The organism is Marinobacter sp. (assembly GCF_044799475.1).
In the GTDB taxonomy this organism is placed as follows: domain Bacteria; phylum Pseudomonadota; class Gammaproteobacteria; order Pseudomonadales; family Oleiphilaceae; genus Marinobacter.
On record NZ_CP085217.1, the window covers coordinates 387,269 to 402,267 of the forward strand.

Annotated in this window: 19 protein-coding genes and 1 other RNA gene; 15 read left to right on the forward strand and 5 right to left on the reverse strand. The window is 60.5% G+C overall.

The window, feature by feature from the left end:
* Positions 1-86: 86 nt before the first annotated feature.
* The 9 genes from ubiE (at position 87) to LG327_RS01785 (ending at position 6,312) form a co-directional block, all read left to right on the forward strand.
* Complete coding sequence (ubiE, locus tag LG327_RS01745; RefSeq protein ID WP_404365120.1) at positions 87-887, forward strand: bifunctional demethylmenaquinone methyltransferase/2-methoxy-6-polyprenyl-1,4-benzoquinol methylase UbiE; 801 nt, start codon at positions 87-89, stop codon at positions 885-887.
* Positions 887-1,549 carry an SCP2 domain-containing protein gene (locus LG327_RS01750; RefSeq protein WP_404365122.1) on the forward strand — a complete coding sequence of 221 codons (663 nt, stop codon included), beginning with the start codon at positions 887-889 and terminating at the stop codon, positions 1,547-1,549. Before ubiE ends, LG327_RS01750 begins: the two co-directional genes overlap by 1 nt.
* Entirely contained in the window at positions 1,546-3,189 is a 1,644-nt protein-coding gene (gene ubiB, locus LG327_RS01755) for a ubiquinone biosynthesis regulatory protein kinase UbiB (RefSeq protein ID WP_404365123.1), read from the forward strand. Before LG327_RS01750 ends, ubiB begins: the two co-directional genes overlap by 4 nt.
* 51 nt (positions 3,190-3,240) lie before the next feature.
* Positions 3,241-3,678 carry a phosphoribosyl-AMP cyclohydrolase gene (hisI, locus tag LG327_RS01760; protein ID WP_404365125.1) on the forward strand — a complete coding sequence of 146 codons (438 nt, stop codon included), beginning with the start codon at positions 3,241-3,243 and terminating at the stop codon, positions 3,676-3,678.
* Positions 3,671-4,003 (forward strand): phosphoribosyl-ATP diphosphatase, encoded by a 333-nt coding sequence (locus tag LG327_RS01765; protein ID WP_404365127.1) that lies wholly within the window; start codon positions 3,671-3,673, stop codon positions 4,001-4,003. Before hisI ends, LG327_RS01765 begins: the two co-directional genes overlap by 8 nt.
* Before the next feature lie 86 nt (positions 4,004-4,089).
* Positions 4,090-4,338, forward strand: coding sequence for a twin-arginine translocase TatA/TatE family subunit (gene tatA, locus LG327_RS01770; RefSeq protein ID WP_404365129.1), 249 nt, complete (start codon positions 4,090-4,092; stop codon positions 4,336-4,338).
* Positions 4,339-4,349: 11 nt separating this feature from the next.
* Positions 4,350-4,805 (forward strand): Sec-independent protein translocase protein TatB, encoded by a 456-nt coding sequence (gene tatB / locus LG327_RS01775; RefSeq protein WP_404365131.1) that lies wholly within the window; start codon positions 4,350-4,352, stop codon positions 4,803-4,805.
* Positions 4,802-5,593: a twin-arginine translocase subunit TatC gene (gene tatC / locus LG327_RS01780; RefSeq protein ID WP_404365132.1), complete on the forward strand. Its 792-nt coding sequence runs from the start codon at positions 4,802-4,804 to the stop codon at positions 5,591-5,593. Before tatB ends, tatC begins: the two co-directional genes overlap by 4 nt.
* Complete coding sequence (locus LG327_RS01785; protein ID WP_404365133.1) at positions 5,590-6,312, forward strand: 16S rRNA (uracil(1498)-N(3))-methyltransferase; 723 nt, start codon at positions 5,590-5,592, stop codon at positions 6,310-6,312. The genes tatC and LG327_RS01785 overlap by 4 nt, the downstream gene beginning before the upstream one ends.
* A gap of 31 nt (positions 6,313-6,343) precedes the next feature.
* Here the strand turns inward: LG327_RS01785 and LG327_RS01790 are convergent, their stop codons facing one another.
* The 4 genes from LG327_RS01790 to LG327_RS01805 form a co-directional block, all read right to left on the reverse strand.
* Positions 6,344-7,588, reverse strand: a complete 1,245-nt coding sequence (locus tag LG327_RS01790; protein WP_404365135.1) for an FAD-dependent monooxygenase — start codon at positions 7,586-7,588, stop codon at positions 6,344-6,346.
* The gene (gene ubiH / locus LG327_RS01795; protein ID WP_404365136.1) at positions 7,581-8,864 is read right to left on the reverse strand and encodes a 2-octaprenyl-6-methoxyphenyl hydroxylase; all 1,284 of its coding nucleotides are present in this window, start codon (positions 8,862-8,864) and stop codon (positions 7,581-7,583) included. Before ubiH ends, LG327_RS01790 begins: the two co-directional genes overlap by 8 nt.
* 2 nt (positions 8,865-8,866) lie before the next feature.
* Complete coding sequence (pepP, locus tag LG327_RS01800) at positions 8,867-10,186, reverse strand: Xaa-Pro aminopeptidase (RefSeq protein ID WP_404365139.1); 1,320 nt, start codon at positions 10,184-10,186, stop codon at positions 8,867-8,869.
* 62 nt (positions 10,187-10,248) lie between these two features.
* On the reverse strand, positions 10,249-10,848 hold the full coding sequence (locus LG327_RS01805; protein ID WP_404365140.1) for a UPF0149 family protein: 600 nt from the start codon (positions 10,846-10,848) through the stop codon (positions 10,249-10,251).
* Between the two features lie 161 nt (positions 10,849-11,009).
* Here LG327_RS01805 and LG327_RS01810 point away from each other — a divergent pair, with 161 nt between their 5' ends.
* Positions 11,010-11,615, forward strand: coding sequence for a DUF2796 domain-containing protein (locus LG327_RS01810; protein WP_404365142.1), 606 nt, complete (start codon positions 11,010-11,012; stop codon positions 11,613-11,615).
* Between the two features lie 5 nt (positions 11,616-11,620).
* Here the strand turns inward: LG327_RS01810 and LG327_RS01815 are convergent, their stop codons facing one another.
* Positions 11,621-12,133, reverse strand: coding sequence for a DUF3299 domain-containing protein (locus LG327_RS01815; RefSeq protein WP_404365144.1), 513 nt, complete (start codon positions 12,131-12,133; stop codon positions 11,621-11,623).
* A 60-nt stretch (positions 12,134-12,193) separates the two neighbouring features.
* On the opposite strand from LG327_RS01815, the gene LG327_RS01820 reads away from it, so the two are divergent.
* The 5 genes from LG327_RS01820 (at position 12,194) to ssrS (ending at position 14,997) form a co-directional block, all read left to right on the forward strand.
* On the forward strand, positions 12,194-12,895 hold the full coding sequence (locus LG327_RS01820; RefSeq protein WP_404365147.1) for an ABC transporter ATP-binding protein: 702 nt from the start codon (positions 12,194-12,196) through the stop codon (positions 12,893-12,895).
* Positions 12,892-14,163: an ABC transporter permease gene (locus tag LG327_RS01825; protein ID WP_404365149.1), complete on the forward strand. Its 1,272-nt coding sequence runs from the start codon at positions 12,892-12,894 to the stop codon at positions 14,161-14,163. The genes LG327_RS01820 and LG327_RS01825 overlap by 4 nt, the downstream gene beginning before the upstream one ends.
* A 93-nt stretch (positions 14,164-14,256) precedes the next feature.
* Complete coding sequence (locus tag LG327_RS01830; RefSeq protein ID WP_404365151.1) at positions 14,257-14,463, forward strand: TIGR02449 family protein; 207 nt, start codon at positions 14,257-14,259, stop codon at positions 14,461-14,463.
* On the forward strand, positions 14,463-14,756 hold the full coding sequence (locus LG327_RS01835) for a cell division protein ZapA (protein ID WP_404365152.1): 294 nt from the start codon (positions 14,463-14,465) through the stop codon (positions 14,754-14,756). The genes LG327_RS01830 and LG327_RS01835 overlap by 1 nt, the downstream gene beginning before the upstream one ends.
* A gap of 62 nt (positions 14,757-14,818) precedes the next feature.
* Positions 14,819-14,997, forward strand: a non-coding RNA gene (gene ssrS / locus LG327_RS01840) — 6S RNA.
* The last annotated feature ends 2 nt before the right edge of the window (positions 14,998-14,999 follow it).

A 14,999-nucleotide genomic window follows, 5' to 3' on the forward strand; every position in this document is an offset into this window, starting at 1 on the left:
CAAAACAGCGCAAATATGTTCAAGTAGCTTGTAGCCAGCCCCCTGACCGTTAGAATACAGGGTTCAGACCCGGACAGGACCCCAAAATGACCGAACAGCGCATGCCACCAGACCAGACCCGGGAGCCGGCAGGCCAGCCTCCCGAGGGCGACAGCACCCATTTTGGCTTCCGCCAGGTGGCCCGAAGCCAGAAAGCCAGCCAGGTTGCTGATGTATTCCATTCCGTCGCCGGCAAATACGACATGATGAATGACCTCATGTCCATGGGTGTCCACCGGCTCTGGAAACGATTTACCATTGAGGTCAGTGGCGTCAGACCAGGGCACCGGGTACTGGACATTGCAGGCGGCACAGGCGACCTGACCATGAAGTTCTCCGATCTGGTAGGCAGCACCGGCCAGGTCGTGCTGGCGGACATAAACGCCTCCATGCTGCAGGTTGGCCGGGGGCGACTGATGGACCGGGGCTATGCCGGCAATATCGAGTATGTCCAGGCCGATGCAGAGCACCTGCCGTTTCCGGACAACAGCTTCAATGCCGTCAGCATTGCCTTCGGCCTGCGCAATGTCACCGACAAGGATCAGGCCCTGCGGGACATGACGCGGGTGCTCAAACCCGGGGGCAAGCTCCTGATCCTGGAATTTTCAAAGCCAACGAACCCGCTCCTCAGCAAGGCATACGATCTCTATTCGTTCAATGCCCTGCCGCTGATGGGGCAACTGGTGGCCGGAGACTCGGCCAGCTACCAGTACCTGGCCGAGTCCATCCGCATGCACCCGGACCAGGAAACCCTGAAAAACATGATGGACCAGGCCGGGCTGGTGAACTGCAAGTATTACAACATGACCGGTGGCGTGGTTGCCCTGCACGTGGGGATCAAGCCCTGATGTTTCCCGGCCCCACGCTCCGGGCGGCTGCAAGCCGGGTTCTCGAAAGCGCACTGAATCAGTCCCTGGCGCTGGACCCGGCAGGCCGGCGGGACTTCCTGAATGCCCTTTCAGGGCTCGTGCAGTTCCGGATAACGGGTCCTGGCACGCTATTTCTGACCCTGCAGAAAGCCGGGGCGGGGGTTCAGGTGGGCAGCGAGCCGGCAGAGGATCCATCACTTGAACTTTGCGGCCCTCCACTGGCATTCATAGCCCTTGCGCTGGGCGATCGAAGCGCCCTCAGTCAGGGGCGAATTGCGGTCAACGGCGATGCTGCCCTGGCCCACGAGTTCCAGCGCGCTCTTGAGCAGCTTGATCCCGACTGGGAAGCCGCCCTGGCCCGGCATGCGGGGGATTTGCCCGCCCATTTCATAGGTCAGCGGGTGCGGGCAGCCGTCAGCTGGAGCCGTCAGGCATCAGCCAGCCTCAACGCCAATCTGGAAGAATACATTCATGAAGAAAGCCGGCAACTGCCCGGGCGCCGCGAACTTGAAGCAACCTTTGCCGACATAGACAGTCTCAGCCTCCGCTCCGAGCGGCTGGCTGCCCGGGTTGAGCGTCTTCAGCGACAAGCCGGTGAATCCAGCCCGGAATCTACCCCCTCTTCACCGGAGTCACAGTGAGACGTCTGCAACGCCTGTTTCGCATTTCCTGGGTATTCTGCCGCTATCGGCTGGATATTCTGTTGCCCCTCACCGAACTGCCCCTGGGCCTGAGGCTGCTGTTTCTGTTTGCACCCTGGCATCTGTTCCCCCAGCCAAAACTCGAGCGGGGTGAACGGCTGCGGGTGGCACTTCAGGAACTGGGACCGATTTTCGTCAAGTTCGGCCAGATCCTCTCCACGAGAAGAGACCTGCTGCCCGACGACATGGCAGAGCCTCTGCGGAATCTGCAGGACCGCGTGCCTCCCTTTCCGGGCGAGCAGGCCCAGGCCATTATCGAAAAATCCCTGAAAGCCCCTGTCGGCGAACTGTTTGCCGCATTTGAGCAGGCGCCCATGGCCTCAGCCTCGGTGGCTCAGGTGCACTCTGCCATCCTGCACAACGGCAAGGCAGTGGTAGTGAAGGTGGTACGGCCGGGCATCGAGCGCACGATCCGTCAGGACATTGCCCTGATGTATTTCATGGCCCACAGTCTCCAGCGTTACTGGTCAGAAGGCCCACGGCTTCGCCCCGTCGAGGTGGTCGAGGATTACGAGAACACCATCTACGATGAACTGGACATGCAGCGGGAAGCAGCCAATGCCAGCCAGCTGCGCCGCAATTTCGAGAACTCCGGGCTGATCTACATCCCGTCCATCGACTGGGATTACACCAGTAAAAAGGTAATGGTCATGGAACGCATCGGAGGCATTCCGGTCGCAAATGTGACTGCACTCAGGGCCGCAGGCGTCGACATGAAGGTGCTGGCGGAGAAGGGAGTGGAGATATTCTTCACCCAGGTCTTCCGGGACAGTTTTTTCCATGCGGACATGCACCCCGGAAACATCTTCGTGGATGCCAGCAACCCGGCAGACCCGAAGTACATCGCCATTGATTTTGGCATCGTCGGAACTCTGGCGCCGGAAGACCAGAGCTACCTGGCGAGAAACCTGCTGGCCTTCTTCCGACGGGACTACCGCCAGGTGGCAGAGCTTCACATCCAGTCCGGCTGGGTGCCCGCCCACACCCGGGTAAATGAATTCGAGGCGGCCATTCGCACAGTGTGCGAACCCATCTTTGAGCGCCCCCTGCGGGACATTTCTTTCGGCCAGTTCCTGCTGCGCCTGTTCCAGACCGCCAGACGCTTTGAAATGGAGGTCCAGCCCCAGCTGGTGCTGCTGCAGAAGACCCTGCTCAACGTCGAAGGACTGGGGCGCCAGCTGTATCCGGATCTGGATCTCTGGAGCACGGCACAGCCGTTTCTGGAGAAATGGATGCGCAAGCGCATCGGCCCGGCGCACCTGTTCCAGACCCTGCAGACTCACCTGCCAGCCTGGCTGGAGCAGTCGCCGGACATGCCCCAGCTGGTCCACGACGCTCTGGTCCAGATTCGCAGCACCAATCCCATCATCGCCCGGAATGTTGATACCCTTGATGAGATGAGAGCCCTGCAGGCACGGTCTGACCGTCGCTGGAGGCAGGTGCTGGTCGCGGGGATACTGGTGGCCGGGGCCTGGCTGGGCACGCGGGACGATCTGTTGGCCCTTGCTGGGCAGACTCCGGCCCACAGCTGGGTCCTCGGCGCACTGGCTGCCTGGCTTCTGCTCCGGAGCACCCGCTGAACCAGACCGGCACTGGGCTGATCGTTACACTATTTTTCAGGATTCACGGAAATGCAAGATTCACCACTTACTGTTGACTCCGTCGCCTGGCTGGACAGTGTCAGCTGGACATCCGATGGACTGGTCCCGGCGATTGCCCAGGACGCCGGGAGCGGCGACATTCTCATGATGGCATGGATGAACCGGGAAGCCCTGGCGCTGACTGTGCAAGGGGGCCGGGCCGTATACTGGTCAAGATCCCGCGGCCAGCTGTGGCACAAGGGGGAAACTTCGGGTCATGAGCAGATAGTCACTGAAATAAGGCTGGACTGTGACGCGGATGTAGTCCTGCTGAAAGTGGAACAAGAGGGCGGCATCGCCTGTCATACCGGTCGGCGCAGCTGCTTTTACCGGCGCCTTGAAAACGGCCGGTGGACGGATGTGGAGCCGGTCCTGCAGGACCCTGAGGCCATATACGGCGCGGGCACAAAAGGACACAGCCATGAGTGATGTACTGGTGAAGCTTGCCGAAGTACTGGAGGCAAGGAAATCCGCTGATCCGTCCAGCTCTTATGTGGCCAGCCTTCACGACCGGGGGCTCAACAAGATCCTGGAGAAAGTGGGCGAAGAATGCACCGAGACACTGATCGCAGCGAAAGATGCCGAACGCAGTGGCGAAACCCGGGAGCTTGTCTCGGAAACTGCCGACCTGTGGTTCCACTGCATGGTCATGCTGTCCAGTCTCGGAGCTGGCCCGCAGGACGTACTGGACGAACTGGCCCGGCGCTTTGATCTGTCAGGGCTGGAAGAGAAGGCATCCCGCGAGCAGAAATGACATGATGCAATACAGTATTTCAGATTCTGGGCGCCTGTGGCGTACAATCTGGATATCCACAATACGAAGTTGATGAGGAGCCCGTTATGGGTATCAGTATCTGGCAATTATTGATCGTGCTTGGCATTGTCATACTGCTGTTCGGAACCAAGAAGCTGCGCAATATCGGTACCGACCTGGGCGGCGCCATCCGTGGCTTCAAGAAGTCCATGGGTGATGATGACTCCAGCAGGGAGGACGACAGCAGCGAGTCCATCGAGAGCAAATCCGATGCCGGTGTCCAGAAGACAGAGGCCGCCAGGCAACACAAGGCCGATGAAAAATCCCGCAGCTGAGCAAGGCCTGAATGTTTGACATCGGCTTTATTGAACTTCTGATCTGCGGGATCATCGCCCTGCTGGTGCTGGGTCCCGAACGTCTGCCCACTGCCGCACGCACGGCCGGCCGCTGGGTTGGCCGAACCCGTCGCATGGTAGGTCAGTTCACCTCGGAGCTGGACCGACAACTGAAGGCCGAGGAACTCCGGGAGGAGCTTCGCAAAGCCGGAGACGTGGGTCTTGATGATGTCGAGAAAAACGTCCGCGGAGCTCTGGACGAAGCGAAGAAATACGAGCACATGGTCCTGTCCGACGAGTCTGTCCGCCCACCAAAGTCGGCGCCGGCCAGCCGCAAGGGCGCTTCAGCTTCCGACCCGGCGATCGCGAATACAGAGTCTGGTCCACAGAGACAGCCGGATGCCGGTAAGGCCGCATCGGAACCTTCGAACAGATCCCAGACCAGCACCCCGGAAAAACGTTCATGAGCACCCACTCCCCCGACAGCAGGGACGATGCGGACACACCCGCACAGCCTGAAATGCCCCTGGTGGAGCACCTGCTCGAGCTCCGCAACCGGCTGCTCAAGATGGTGCTGGCGGTACTAGTGTGTTTTGCCGTGGTCTACCCTTTTGCCAACGAGCTGTATCTGTGGATGTCCCAGCCCCTGCGGGATCTTCTGCCGGAAGGGCAGATGATGATTGCCACGGACGTCACCTCGCCCTTTTTCGCGCCCCTCAAACTGGCGCTGGTGGTCGCCGTCTTTGCCGCCATCCCCGTCATCCTTTTCCAGCTGTGGAGCTTCATCGCACCCGGCCTGTACAGGCATGAAAAACGTCTGGCCTTCCCACTGCTGGCGACCTCCGTCCTCCTTTTCTACCTGGGCGCAGCTTTTGCGTACTTCGTCGTATTCCCCCTGGTCTTCGGGTTTTTTACCGCCATCGGCCCCGAGGGCATTGTTGAACTGCCGGACATCAACAGCTATCTCAACTTCGTGCTGAAAATGTTCTTTGCCTTCGGCGTCGCCTTCGAAATTCCCATTGCCACCATCCTGATGATCATGTCCGGAGCCACTACCCCGGCGGACCTTGCCGCCAAACGGCCTTACGTCGTGGTTGGCTGCTTTGTCATTGGCATGCTCCTGACTCCACCGGACATCATCTCCCAGACCCTGCTGGCGGTACCCATGTGGATTCTGTTCGAATTGGGCATTCTGTTTGGCCGCTTGGCCCAGCGCCGGCCCGCCCCTGAAGCCGGGGAAGCCAGGGGCGAATGAATCTGGCCCTGCTGTTTGATGAAGACTTTACTGCTCCCGACCGGGTGTGTCTGACCGGTCGGCGCCGACAGCATCTTGCGACGGTTCTTAAAAGCCTGCCGGGAGATGTGGTCCCCCTCGGGAAAGTGGATGGGAAGATAGGATCTGGAAGAGTCCTGAGCCAGAACGACGACCAGATCGAGCTGACTGTTGACCTGAAAGAGCCTCCCCCCGTAGCCCTGCCCCTTACCCTCGTCATGGCCATGCCCAGGCCCAAGATGTTCCGCCGGGTTCTCCAGGCGGTGGCCTCCCTCGGAGTGAAAGACATCTGGCTGATCAACAGCTACAAGGTGGAAAAAAGCTTCTGGCAGACGCCCTGGCTGGCGGATGAAGCGATCCGGGAAAATCTGACTCTGGGACTGGAGCAGGCCCGGGACACCCTGATGCCAGTGGTGCATGTGCGCAAGCTGTTCAAGCCATTTGTAGAGGACGAACTTCCCGGGCTGCTCGGCAGCCGGCCGGGGCTGGTGGCGCACCCGGGCACCGATATCCCCTGTCCGACAGGCCTGAATGGCCCCGCAACACTGTGCATTGGACCGGAGGGCGGTTTCACTGATTACGAAGTAATGAAAATGATCGAAGCCGGAGCCCAGGCGGTCCATCTGGGCAGCCGGATTCTGCGGGTTGAAACAGCCGTCCCGGTCCTGGTCAGCCGGCTGTTCGATCCCTGCCGTTTCTGACCCGGGCTGCGGAATTTCCCGCGCGACAACTCTATTGCCCCAGCCCCATGGCTTCTGCAGCAATGCGGCGCTTGATGACATCCGAGCCGTCCAGCCAGCGCATGCCGGTGTTGCGCAGCCAGCGCACAGGCAGTTCGTCCCGCCCAAACAGGGTTTTGAAACCTTCCATGGCGGCCATCATGGCGAGATTCTCTCCCTTGCGACGGCGCTGATAGCGCGCCAGAATGATCTCGACATCCGGGCCCAGATTGCGACTGCGGGCCTGGGCCAGTTCATCCAGCAGCACTCGCACATCGCCAAAACCGAGATTGGCCCCCTGCCCGGCGAGCGGATGGATGGTATGAGCAGCATCCCCCACCAGCGCCATGCCGGGGCGCACGTAATTCCTGGCGTGTCGCTGCCGCAGGGGAAAGGCGAAGCGCTGTGAAACGGCTTTGACCGCCCCCAGCTGCTGTTCGATAGCACCCCCCAGTTCGCCTCGGAAGGCCGCGTCATCCAGCGCCATCAGTCGCTGTGCTTCCAGGTTATCCTGGGACCAGACGATGGAGCTGAAATGCCCATTTTTCCCGGCGCTGTCGCAAGCCAGTGGCAGGAAGGCCAGCGGACCGCTCCGGGAGAAGCGCTGCCAGGCCGTGTGGTCATGATGCTGAGCCGTTTCCGCCGTACAGACAATCGCCTGCTGCTCATAATCCCACTCCCGGGTCGGCAGGCCGGCCCAGTGGCGCAGCCGGGAGCTGGCGCCATCGGCCGCAACAGTCAGCGGGGCCGTTATTCGCCGGCCATCGGCAAGATGAATTCCCCGCTGATTGCCTTCTTCCCACCAGCCACTCACCCGGGCGCCATCAATCACCTGCATGCTGCTGTCCAGGGCCGCCTGAAACAGGGTACGGACCACCAGCCGGTTTTCCACGATCACCCCGAGGGCGGGCACCTGCATTTCGGCGGCATCAAAGCGGATGCGGCCGGTGCCCTCGCCATCCCAGACCACCATCCGGCGATAGGGACAGAACCTGGCTTCGGCCCTGTCGTCGCGGCCGGACGGTGGCCAGCCTCCCAGCCGTTCGAGCAGTCTCTGGCTGGCCACCGAGAGGGCACTGACCCGCGGCTCAAAAGTCTCCACACTGACCGCTGGCGCTGGCTTGGCTGTCAGCTCCTCCGTCTTTGCCGCCTCCACCAGTATTACCTGCCAGCCCTGTTTCTCAAGCCCCAGGGCCACGGCAGTTCCGGTGAGGCCACCGCCCACCACGAGGATGTCGCAGCTCAGCTGTTCAGTCATGATTTTTCGCCCCCGCGCGATCCAGCGGCAGGGCTTCAGCCTTGCGCCCGCCCAGACCCATGGCCTGACGTGCAAACCAGCGGCGGGCTTCCGGAAACAGATCCAGCCCCACCAGACCCATGTCCCGGGCGACAGCCAGGCCGGGGGTGTCACTGCCAAAGATCCGGATCAGGGAGTCTGAAAACCGGACAGTCCGTTTCCAGTCGGCCCGATGACTTTCCTGCCAGGCATTGAGCACCGAGAGGTTCCCGAGGCTCTGCCCCCTCCCGTCAGCGAGACGGAACTGCTCCACCAGTGACATCAGGCCCCTGAGGGCCAGATTGAATCCCTGGCCGGCTACCGGGTGCAGGGTATGGGCGGCGTTACCGACCAGGGCTATGCCCGGCCTCACCGCTTCGGTGACGGTATTGAGAACCAGGGGATAGTGATTACAGCTGCCTATGCGGACAAACCGGCCCAGGCGCCAGCCAAAACGCTCCTGCAGACGGGCGCATTTCTGTTCGTCGCTGCAGGCTAGCATCTCGTCGAGTTTTTCTTTTGACAGGGTCCAGACCAGGGCGGAGGTACTGCCAGCACCATCAGGCCCGTCAGCCGGCAATAGCGCCATGGGGCCTGCATCGGTAAAGCGCTCGTAAGCCACAAAATCATGGGGCTCGCTGGTTGAGACATTGGCAATGAGGGCATGCTGTCCGTAGTCGCTTCGGCTGACCGGGAAGCCAAGACGCTCCCTGAGGCCCGAGCGCCCACCATCTGCGATGACAACGCACTGGGCAGTCAGGCTCCGGTGCTCGCCGTTTTCCAGCAGGAATACCGCCATGCCGGAGGTTTTCGCCTCAACATCTGCAACCTCGGCCGGGGCGCGCCAGCTCAGGCCTGGCAGTTCTCCCAGAGCGGCCATGAGAGAGAGGCCCAGCCATCGGTTGTCCACTACATAACCCAGAGCCTCCTGGCCATGCTCTTCCGCGTTCAGTCGGCTGGCGCCGAACCGGCCGCGGTCCGAGACGTGAATCTGTCGGATCGGGGTTGCGTGACGGGAGAGCCTGGGCCAGAGGCCCAGGTCTTCAAAAATCATTTTCGAACCCCAGGCAAGGGCCGTAGACCGGCTGTCGTAACTGGGCTGGTAGCTGTCAGGCAGGGCATTTGGTGACAGGGGGAAAGCTTCCACTACGGTGATGCGAAGACGGGGCATTGCCTGACCCAGCGCCAGCGCCAGAGTGGCGCCAGCCAGGCCGCCACCCGCAATCACTACGTCCGTGTCGAGATCAGAGCGGCTCATGCTCAGCCCGCCATCAGGGATTCAATTTCCGGGATGGTCTTGGGGACCCCCTCTGACAGTACGCGGCAGCCCTCACGGGTTACCACGACATCATCTTCAATACGGATGCCTATGCCGCGCCACTTTTCATCAACGCTGAAATTGTCCGGCGCGATATACAGCCCGGGTTCCACAGTGAGCACCATCCCCGGCTCCAGCTCGCGCCAGGCGTCGCCTACCTTGTAATCTCCCACGTCGTGCACGTCCATGCCCAGCCAGTGGCCGGTGCGGTGCATGAAGAAGGGCCGATAGGCCTGCTGCTCAAGGGCTTCGTCGAGGGAAAGTTCGATCAGGCCAAGATCGATCAGGCCCTGGGTCAGCACCTTCAATGCTGCCTCGTGGGAATGGTTCCAATGATTGCCGGGACGGACCGCATCAATCGCAGCGTACTGGGCCGCCAGAACCACTTCATAAAGCTGGCGCTGCGCTTCGCTGAACCGGCCACTGACCGGAAAGGTACGGGTAATGTCGGAGGCGTAGCATTCCAGCTCACAGCCGGCGTCGATCAGCACCAGGTCGCCCTCTCTGAGCACCGAGCTGTTCTCTATGTAGTGCAGAATACAGCCGTTGGCCCCGCCCCCCACGATGGAAGGATAGGCCGTGGTTCTGGCTCCCCTGCTCATGAACGTATGGATCAGCTCGGCTTCCAGCTGGTATTCATAGGCTCCAGGCTCGGCCCGTTTCATGGCACGGATATGCGCCTCGGCACTGATCTCTCCGGCCTTCGCCATTACCTTGATCTCGCTGGCACTCTTGTATAGCCGGAGATCGTGCAGCATATGTTCAAGAGCAACAAACTCCCCCGGTGGCCTGGCGCCGGAGCGCACCTTGGAGCGCAGCACCTTGACCCAGTCCATCACCTGGGTGTCGAAAGCCGGATCCCGGCCAAGGGGATAGTAAACCCGGCTGCGCCCTTCAATCATACCCGGCAGAATGTCGTCGATATCACCGACCGGAAAGGCATCGTCGAGGCCAAATCGCTCGATGGCGCCTTCGGGGCCGACCAGAAATCCGTCCCAGAGCTCTTTATCAGGATTGCGCTCCTTGCAGAAAAGCACGGACTCGCCATGCTCCCGGCCGGGAATCAACACCAGCACGGAATCCGGTTCGCCAAAGCCGGTGAGATACTGGAAATCACTGTCCTGCCGGAATTGATGATGCACATCCCGGTTGCGTACCTTTTCCGGTGCTGAGGGCACGATCGCAATGCTATCCGGGGCCATCCGCTCCATCAGCTTGCGACGCCTCTCGGCAAACTCCTTGACGGGGATTAGCTGGCTCATGGTCACTCCATCCTGATCTGTTTTGGCTGCTCTGAAACGTTTCGGCGCGCCCGTTTGCCGGGTCAGTGCAGGGTAGTTGACGGACTGGCACCCGTTGATGCTGTCTCGGGCGGGTTAAACTCGGTAAACACCGCGAGAGCCCCAAGGCGCACGTATTCCGTGATTTCGTTGAGCTGGTATTCGCCGTCCTCGCTGTCTTCCTCGCTGTCACTGACCTGGCTGATGGCAACCATGTCTTCAATCAGCTCACGGATTTCCGGCGGGGCCTCGCCGAGGGAAGCCCCGGCTCCCGAGGCCATGCCTTCCAGGAAGCCCCGCACCCACGCGGACAGGGCCTGTACGCGTTGATCGAGGCTGTAGTCATCGTCGGGAAGAAGAGGCTGAAAGCTCATATCCGACGCTTTCAGGGCCGCCAGCGCCTCGTCATACGCAGCCGACATGAACTCCGCCAGCTCAGGTGACTCCTCCGCTGCGCTTGCCGGCAATCCCAGGTGCTCGCAGACCACCTGCAACCACTCCTCCGAATTCATACGTGCGCCGGCCGCCAAACGGCCACAAAGGCTGCCATGCAGTTCCGAGGGATGGCTGAATGCCTTGTGGGTACTGTAAAGGTTGGCCCAGCGCTCAAACTTGTCGGCGGGGGTGGAGTCCGTGTCGGTCATGGGGCGATGCTTACCTCTCAGATGTAGCTGGTGTGCGGATATCCTAACATTGGCGTGGACCAAACACACCGGGGCCGACGCGCTGCTATCCGGGAGTTGACCACCAGCCATTGAATTATGTTATAACATATCAATTCGTAAAACTGCCTTCGAGATTCCAGATGAAACACATAACCGCCCTCTGTTCCAGCTACCTGCTCCTGGCAGTCACCCTTTACAGCTTCCCAGCCCTGGCAGCCGACAACCCGGCAGCTCACAGCCATGGGGAGGCAGGGATGCAGGTGGCCATAGAAGGACACACTCTGGATCTTATGTTTCAGTCTCCGGCCTACAACCTGATCGGCTTCGAGCATGAGCCGAAAAACGACAGACAGCGCCAGGCGGTCAGGGATGCGCGAGAGTGGCTTGAGTCCAGGCCGCTGGTGGACACGGAGACGCCGTCATGCCGGGTGAGGGAAGCCAGTATTACGGACTCATTCGGAAAAGGGGATGCGCACGATCATCACGCAGGGCACAAAGAGCATGATGACGAAGCAGAAAACAAACACCATGGCCATCATGACGACCACCAGAGCGAAACCCACAGCGAATTTTCCGTCATCCAGACCCTGCACTGCGATGGTCTGGCCGATAGCCGGACCCTGACCGCGCCGCTGATGGATCACTTCCCGGCCATTGAAGCCCTCAGGCTTGAATGGGTCAGCTCTGTCAGCCAGGGCAGCGCCAGGCTGGAGCCAGGCGATACGGATTTCAGAATCAGCCAGTAAGGCGATTACTCGTAGGGCACCACATCCTCCGCCACCAGTGCATAGGATGAGGTGCCTATGTCATGCTCGGTGCGGCTGATTTTGAGCTCACCCTCGACCCAGAAAGGCTCATAAAGCACTTCCAGTTCGATGCCCTCGGGGTAGGTCACGTGAATAATCTGGTTGGGCGGTGGTGGCGGCACGTGAATGCAGGCGCCGTAGTAGGGCACGAGGAAAAACTCGACAATCCGCTGGCTGCTGCCCACGGTTTTGAGGGGCACTATAAAACCCGGAATACGGGCAGGGGTATTGTCCATTTCGGGGACTACCCGACCCGTCATGATCTCGTCCGGCAGAGTCACCGGACCGTCTCCCTCATGGGCAATTTCTGGCATACTCTCAAGCAGCTTGAGGTCCTCTGCAGGCATCAGCTCGAGCCAGTCCAGAGTACGCCATCCGGTTTCCGCCACGGCCTGGCCACCGGCAAACGTCAACACCACCAGGACTGCACGGACGACCAGCTTTGTCGTTTTCAGCATTTCGAATACACCTCACTCATAATATCGCTCGCATCATACATGGAGACGGGATCCTCTAACATGACATCAGCAGAAGGTCTGGATACAGCACCGGTTCCTGCCATCAAAAGCCGTGAGCTGAGCTTCCAGTGGCCGGGAAGCCCGAACATGCTCCGCTATCCGGATCTGACTCTGGCAGCGGGCGAACACCTGTTCCTCAGAGGCCCCAGCGGCAGTGGAAAAAGCACCCTGCTCGCCATGCTCTGTGGTCTGGCCCTGCCAGCTTCGGGCCAGCTGCTGGTGATGGGCACCGACTTCTGCCGGCTGTCAGGCGCCCGCCGGGACCGTTTTCGCGCCGATCATCTTGGGGTCATTTTCCAGCAGTTCAATCTGGTGCCCTACCTGGACACCACAGCCAATGTGACCCTGCCCTGCAGGCTTTCGGCCCGACGTCATTCCCATGCCTGCCCCTCCCCCCGGGAACAGGCCCAAGCCCTGCTTCAGGCTCTCGACATAGGCGCTGAAGACTGGCACCGCCCAGTGTCTGCGCTGAGTGTTGGACAGCAGCAACGGGTGGCTGCGGCACGGGCACTGATTGGCGCGCCAGCAGTAATTCTTGCCGATGAACCCACCTCCGCACTGGACACCGGAAATCGCGACCGGTTCATGGCGCTTCTGCTGGCGCAGGCAAGCCTGAGAGGCACATCGGTGGTTCTGGTCAGCCATGACTCGGGGCTTGCCCACCGTTTTGACCGGGCCGTTAACCTGGAGGCACCACCATGAATCTGCGTCTGGCCCTGTCCCTTGCCCTGGCCAGCCTGTGGCACCGGCGCGGTGTGCTGGGACTCGTGACTCTGACCCTGACCCTCAGCATCACCCTTCTGCTGGGGGTCCAGTATGCCCGAACCGAAGTGCGCCAGTCCTTCACCAACACCATCAGCGGCACTGACCTGATCGTGGGAGCACGCAGCGGCCAGCTCAATCTGCTTCTGTATACGGTTTTCCACATTGGGGATGCCACCAACAACATTCGCTGGCAAACGTTTCAGAGTCTGAAGGAAGACAACCGGATCGGATGGATAGTTCCCATCTCGCTGGGAGACAGTTACCGGGGCTTCCGGGTGGTGGGTACCGACAGCAGTTTTCCGGAACATTTCCGCTACGGTGACGACAGCCCCCTGGCATTTGCGTCCGGACACTGGTTTGACGGTGTCTTTGATGTGGTGATGGGTTCTGAAGTGGCACGGCGCTTTGATCACAGAGTCGGTGGCGAGGTGGTGCTGTCCCACGGCACCGGGCGGATCAGCTTCATGAATCACGACGCTCACCCATTCACCGTTTCCGGCATTCTGAAGCCAACAGGAACCCCGGTGGACAGGGCAGTCTATGTGAGCCTGCAGGGGCTTGAAGCCATCCATATTGGCTGGGAGTCGGGCGTGGCTATTCCGGGCCGCACTCCCTCGAAAGAGCAGGCTCTGGCGCGGGATTTGACCCCCTCCTCTGTTACAGCCGCGCTGGTGGGCATGGATCGCAAGGTGTTAACCTTCCAGGTTCAGCGCCAGATCAATGAATTCTCTTCTGAACCGCTGACGGCCATTCTGCCTGGGGTGGCCCTGAACGAACTCTGGCGGGTCCTGGGGCAATTCGAGCGTACCCTGCTCGGTATTACCGCATTTGTCGTGGTGACCAGCCTGATCGGCCTTGTGGCGGTGCTGCTCGCCCTGCAGGCGCAGCGGAGGCAGGAAATCAGCATTCTCAGGGCGGTTGGAGCCTCCCCGAGACTGATCGGGCTGCTTTATGTTCTTGAGTGCCTCCTGCTTTCCGTGGTTGCATGCATACTGGCCGTTGGCCTCGGAGCGCTGCTGATCATGGCGGCCGGCCCATGGCTGCTGGAGAATCACGGACTCCAGGTCAACCTCAGGCCACTTGACCGCACAGAATGGCTGATTCTCGCCTGTGTGCCGGCGGCGGGATTGCTGGTGGGTCTCATACCTGCCTGGCGGGCCTGGCTGGGGATGCGGCGGCAGCCCTTTCCAGGCGGATTTCAGTAGGCCGTGATGCCGGGTGACAGGGGGTTAAATTGACCGACCCTGACACCGCACTTATAGTTACTCACATTCCATTGCCAAGATGTTGGATACACCATGCAACAGCCCGAACTGCAAGCCCTGGCGGACAAACTGGATCGCCTTATCGAACATTGTCGCAAGCTGGAGCAGGAAAACGCGGCCATGCGTGAGATGCAGGATGACTGGAACCGGGAGCGGGCGCAGTTGATACAGAAAAACGACCTTGCCAAGCACAAGATTGAAGCCATGATCGGGCGCCTCCGAGCCCTGGAGCAACACTGATGTCACAACAGCCGACAACTGTCGAAGTCAATATTCTCGACAAGGAATACCTGGTCTCCTGCCCCCCGGATGCACGGGATGCCCTTCGTGAATCGGCCCGTCACCTGGATGCGAAGATGCGGGAGATACGCGCCACCGGCAAAGTTTTTGGCACCGAGCGCATCGCCGTAATGGCGGCGCTGAACATCACCCATGAGATGCTTGAACAGAGCACCATGTCTGAAGGCGCCACCCGCCTGCTGGAATCAATGGACACCAGGCTTGATGAGGTTCTGGGCGAAACCGGTGACTGAATAGGGCAACAGAAGCGAAAACCGATTTGCATTCTGCCCGGGTCATTCACGTATAATGACTTGTCTTCCTGGACTGTTCGCTGGTCGGATACGTCCTCGAGCCGATGCTTAACCATCAGGTGGCCACTTCAGGGCATTGTGAGCATGTCCCCTTCAGGGGAAAGCCTGATATGTCACAGCGGCCACCACCTTGAACCGTGGGTTCAAGGGCTACATCCGATAACGGCAGTCCGGGAAGCTTTT

Excerpts from the sequence above, each read along its gene's own strand:
- ubiE (WP_404365120.1), top strand. The coding sequence starts at position 87 with ATGACCGAACAGCGCATGCCACCAGACCAGACCCGGGAGCCGGCAGGC.
- LG327_RS01750 (WP_404365122.1), top strand. The coding sequence starts at position 887 with ATGTTTCCCGGCCCCACGCTCCGGGCGGCTGCAAGCCGGGTTCTCGAA.
- hisI (WP_404365125.1), top strand. The coding sequence starts at position 3,241 with ATGCAAGATTCACCACTTACTGTTGACTCCGTCGCCTGGCTGGACAGT.
- LG327_RS01765 (WP_404365127.1), top strand. The coding sequence starts at position 3,671 with ATGAGTGATGTACTGGTGAAGCTTGCCGAAGTACTGGAGGCAAGGAAA.
- tatA (WP_404365129.1), top strand. The coding sequence starts at position 4,090 with ATGGGTATCAGTATCTGGCAATTATTGATCGTGCTTGGCATTGTCATA.
- tatB (WP_404365131.1), top strand. The coding sequence starts at position 4,350 with ATGTTTGACATCGGCTTTATTGAACTTCTGATCTGCGGGATCATCGCC.
- tatC (WP_404365132.1), top strand. The coding sequence starts at position 4,802 with ATGAGCACCCACTCCCCCGACAGCAGGGACGATGCGGACACACCCGCA.
- LG327_RS01785 (WP_404365133.1), top strand. The coding sequence starts at position 5,590 with ATGAATCTGGCCCTGCTGTTTGATGAAGACTTTACTGCTCCCGACCGG.
- LG327_RS01790 (WP_404365135.1), bottom strand. The coding sequence starts at position 7,588 with ATGACTGAACAGCTGAGCTGCGACATCCTCGTGGTGGGCGGTGGCCTC.
- ubiH (WP_404365136.1), bottom strand. The coding sequence starts at position 8,864 with ATGAGCCGCTCTGATCTCGACACGGACGTAGTGATTGCGGGTGGCGGC.
- pepP (WP_404365139.1), bottom strand. The coding sequence starts at position 10,186 with ATGAGCCAGCTAATCCCCGTCAAGGAGTTTGCCGAGAGGCGTCGCAAG.
- LG327_RS01805 (WP_404365140.1), bottom strand. The coding sequence starts at position 10,848 with ATGACCGACACGGACTCCACCCCCGCCGACAAGTTTGAGCGCTGGGCC.
- LG327_RS01810 (WP_404365142.1), top strand. The coding sequence starts at position 11,010 with ATGAAACACATAACCGCCCTCTGTTCCAGCTACCTGCTCCTGGCAGTC.
- LG327_RS01815 (WP_404365144.1), bottom strand. The coding sequence starts at position 12,133 with ATGCTGAAAACGACAAAGCTGGTCGTCCGTGCAGTCCTGGTGGTGTTG.
- LG327_RS01820 (WP_404365147.1), top strand. The coding sequence starts at position 12,194 with ATGACATCAGCAGAAGGTCTGGATACAGCACCGGTTCCTGCCATCAAA.
- LG327_RS01825 (WP_404365149.1), top strand. The coding sequence starts at position 12,892 with ATGAATCTGCGTCTGGCCCTGTCCCTTGCCCTGGCCAGCCTGTGGCAC.
- LG327_RS01830 (WP_404365151.1), top strand. The coding sequence starts at position 14,257 with ATGCAACAGCCCGAACTGCAAGCCCTGGCGGACAAACTGGATCGCCTT.
- LG327_RS01835 (WP_404365152.1), top strand. The coding sequence starts at position 14,463 with ATGTCACAACAGCCGACAACTGTCGAAGTCAATATTCTCGACAAGGAA.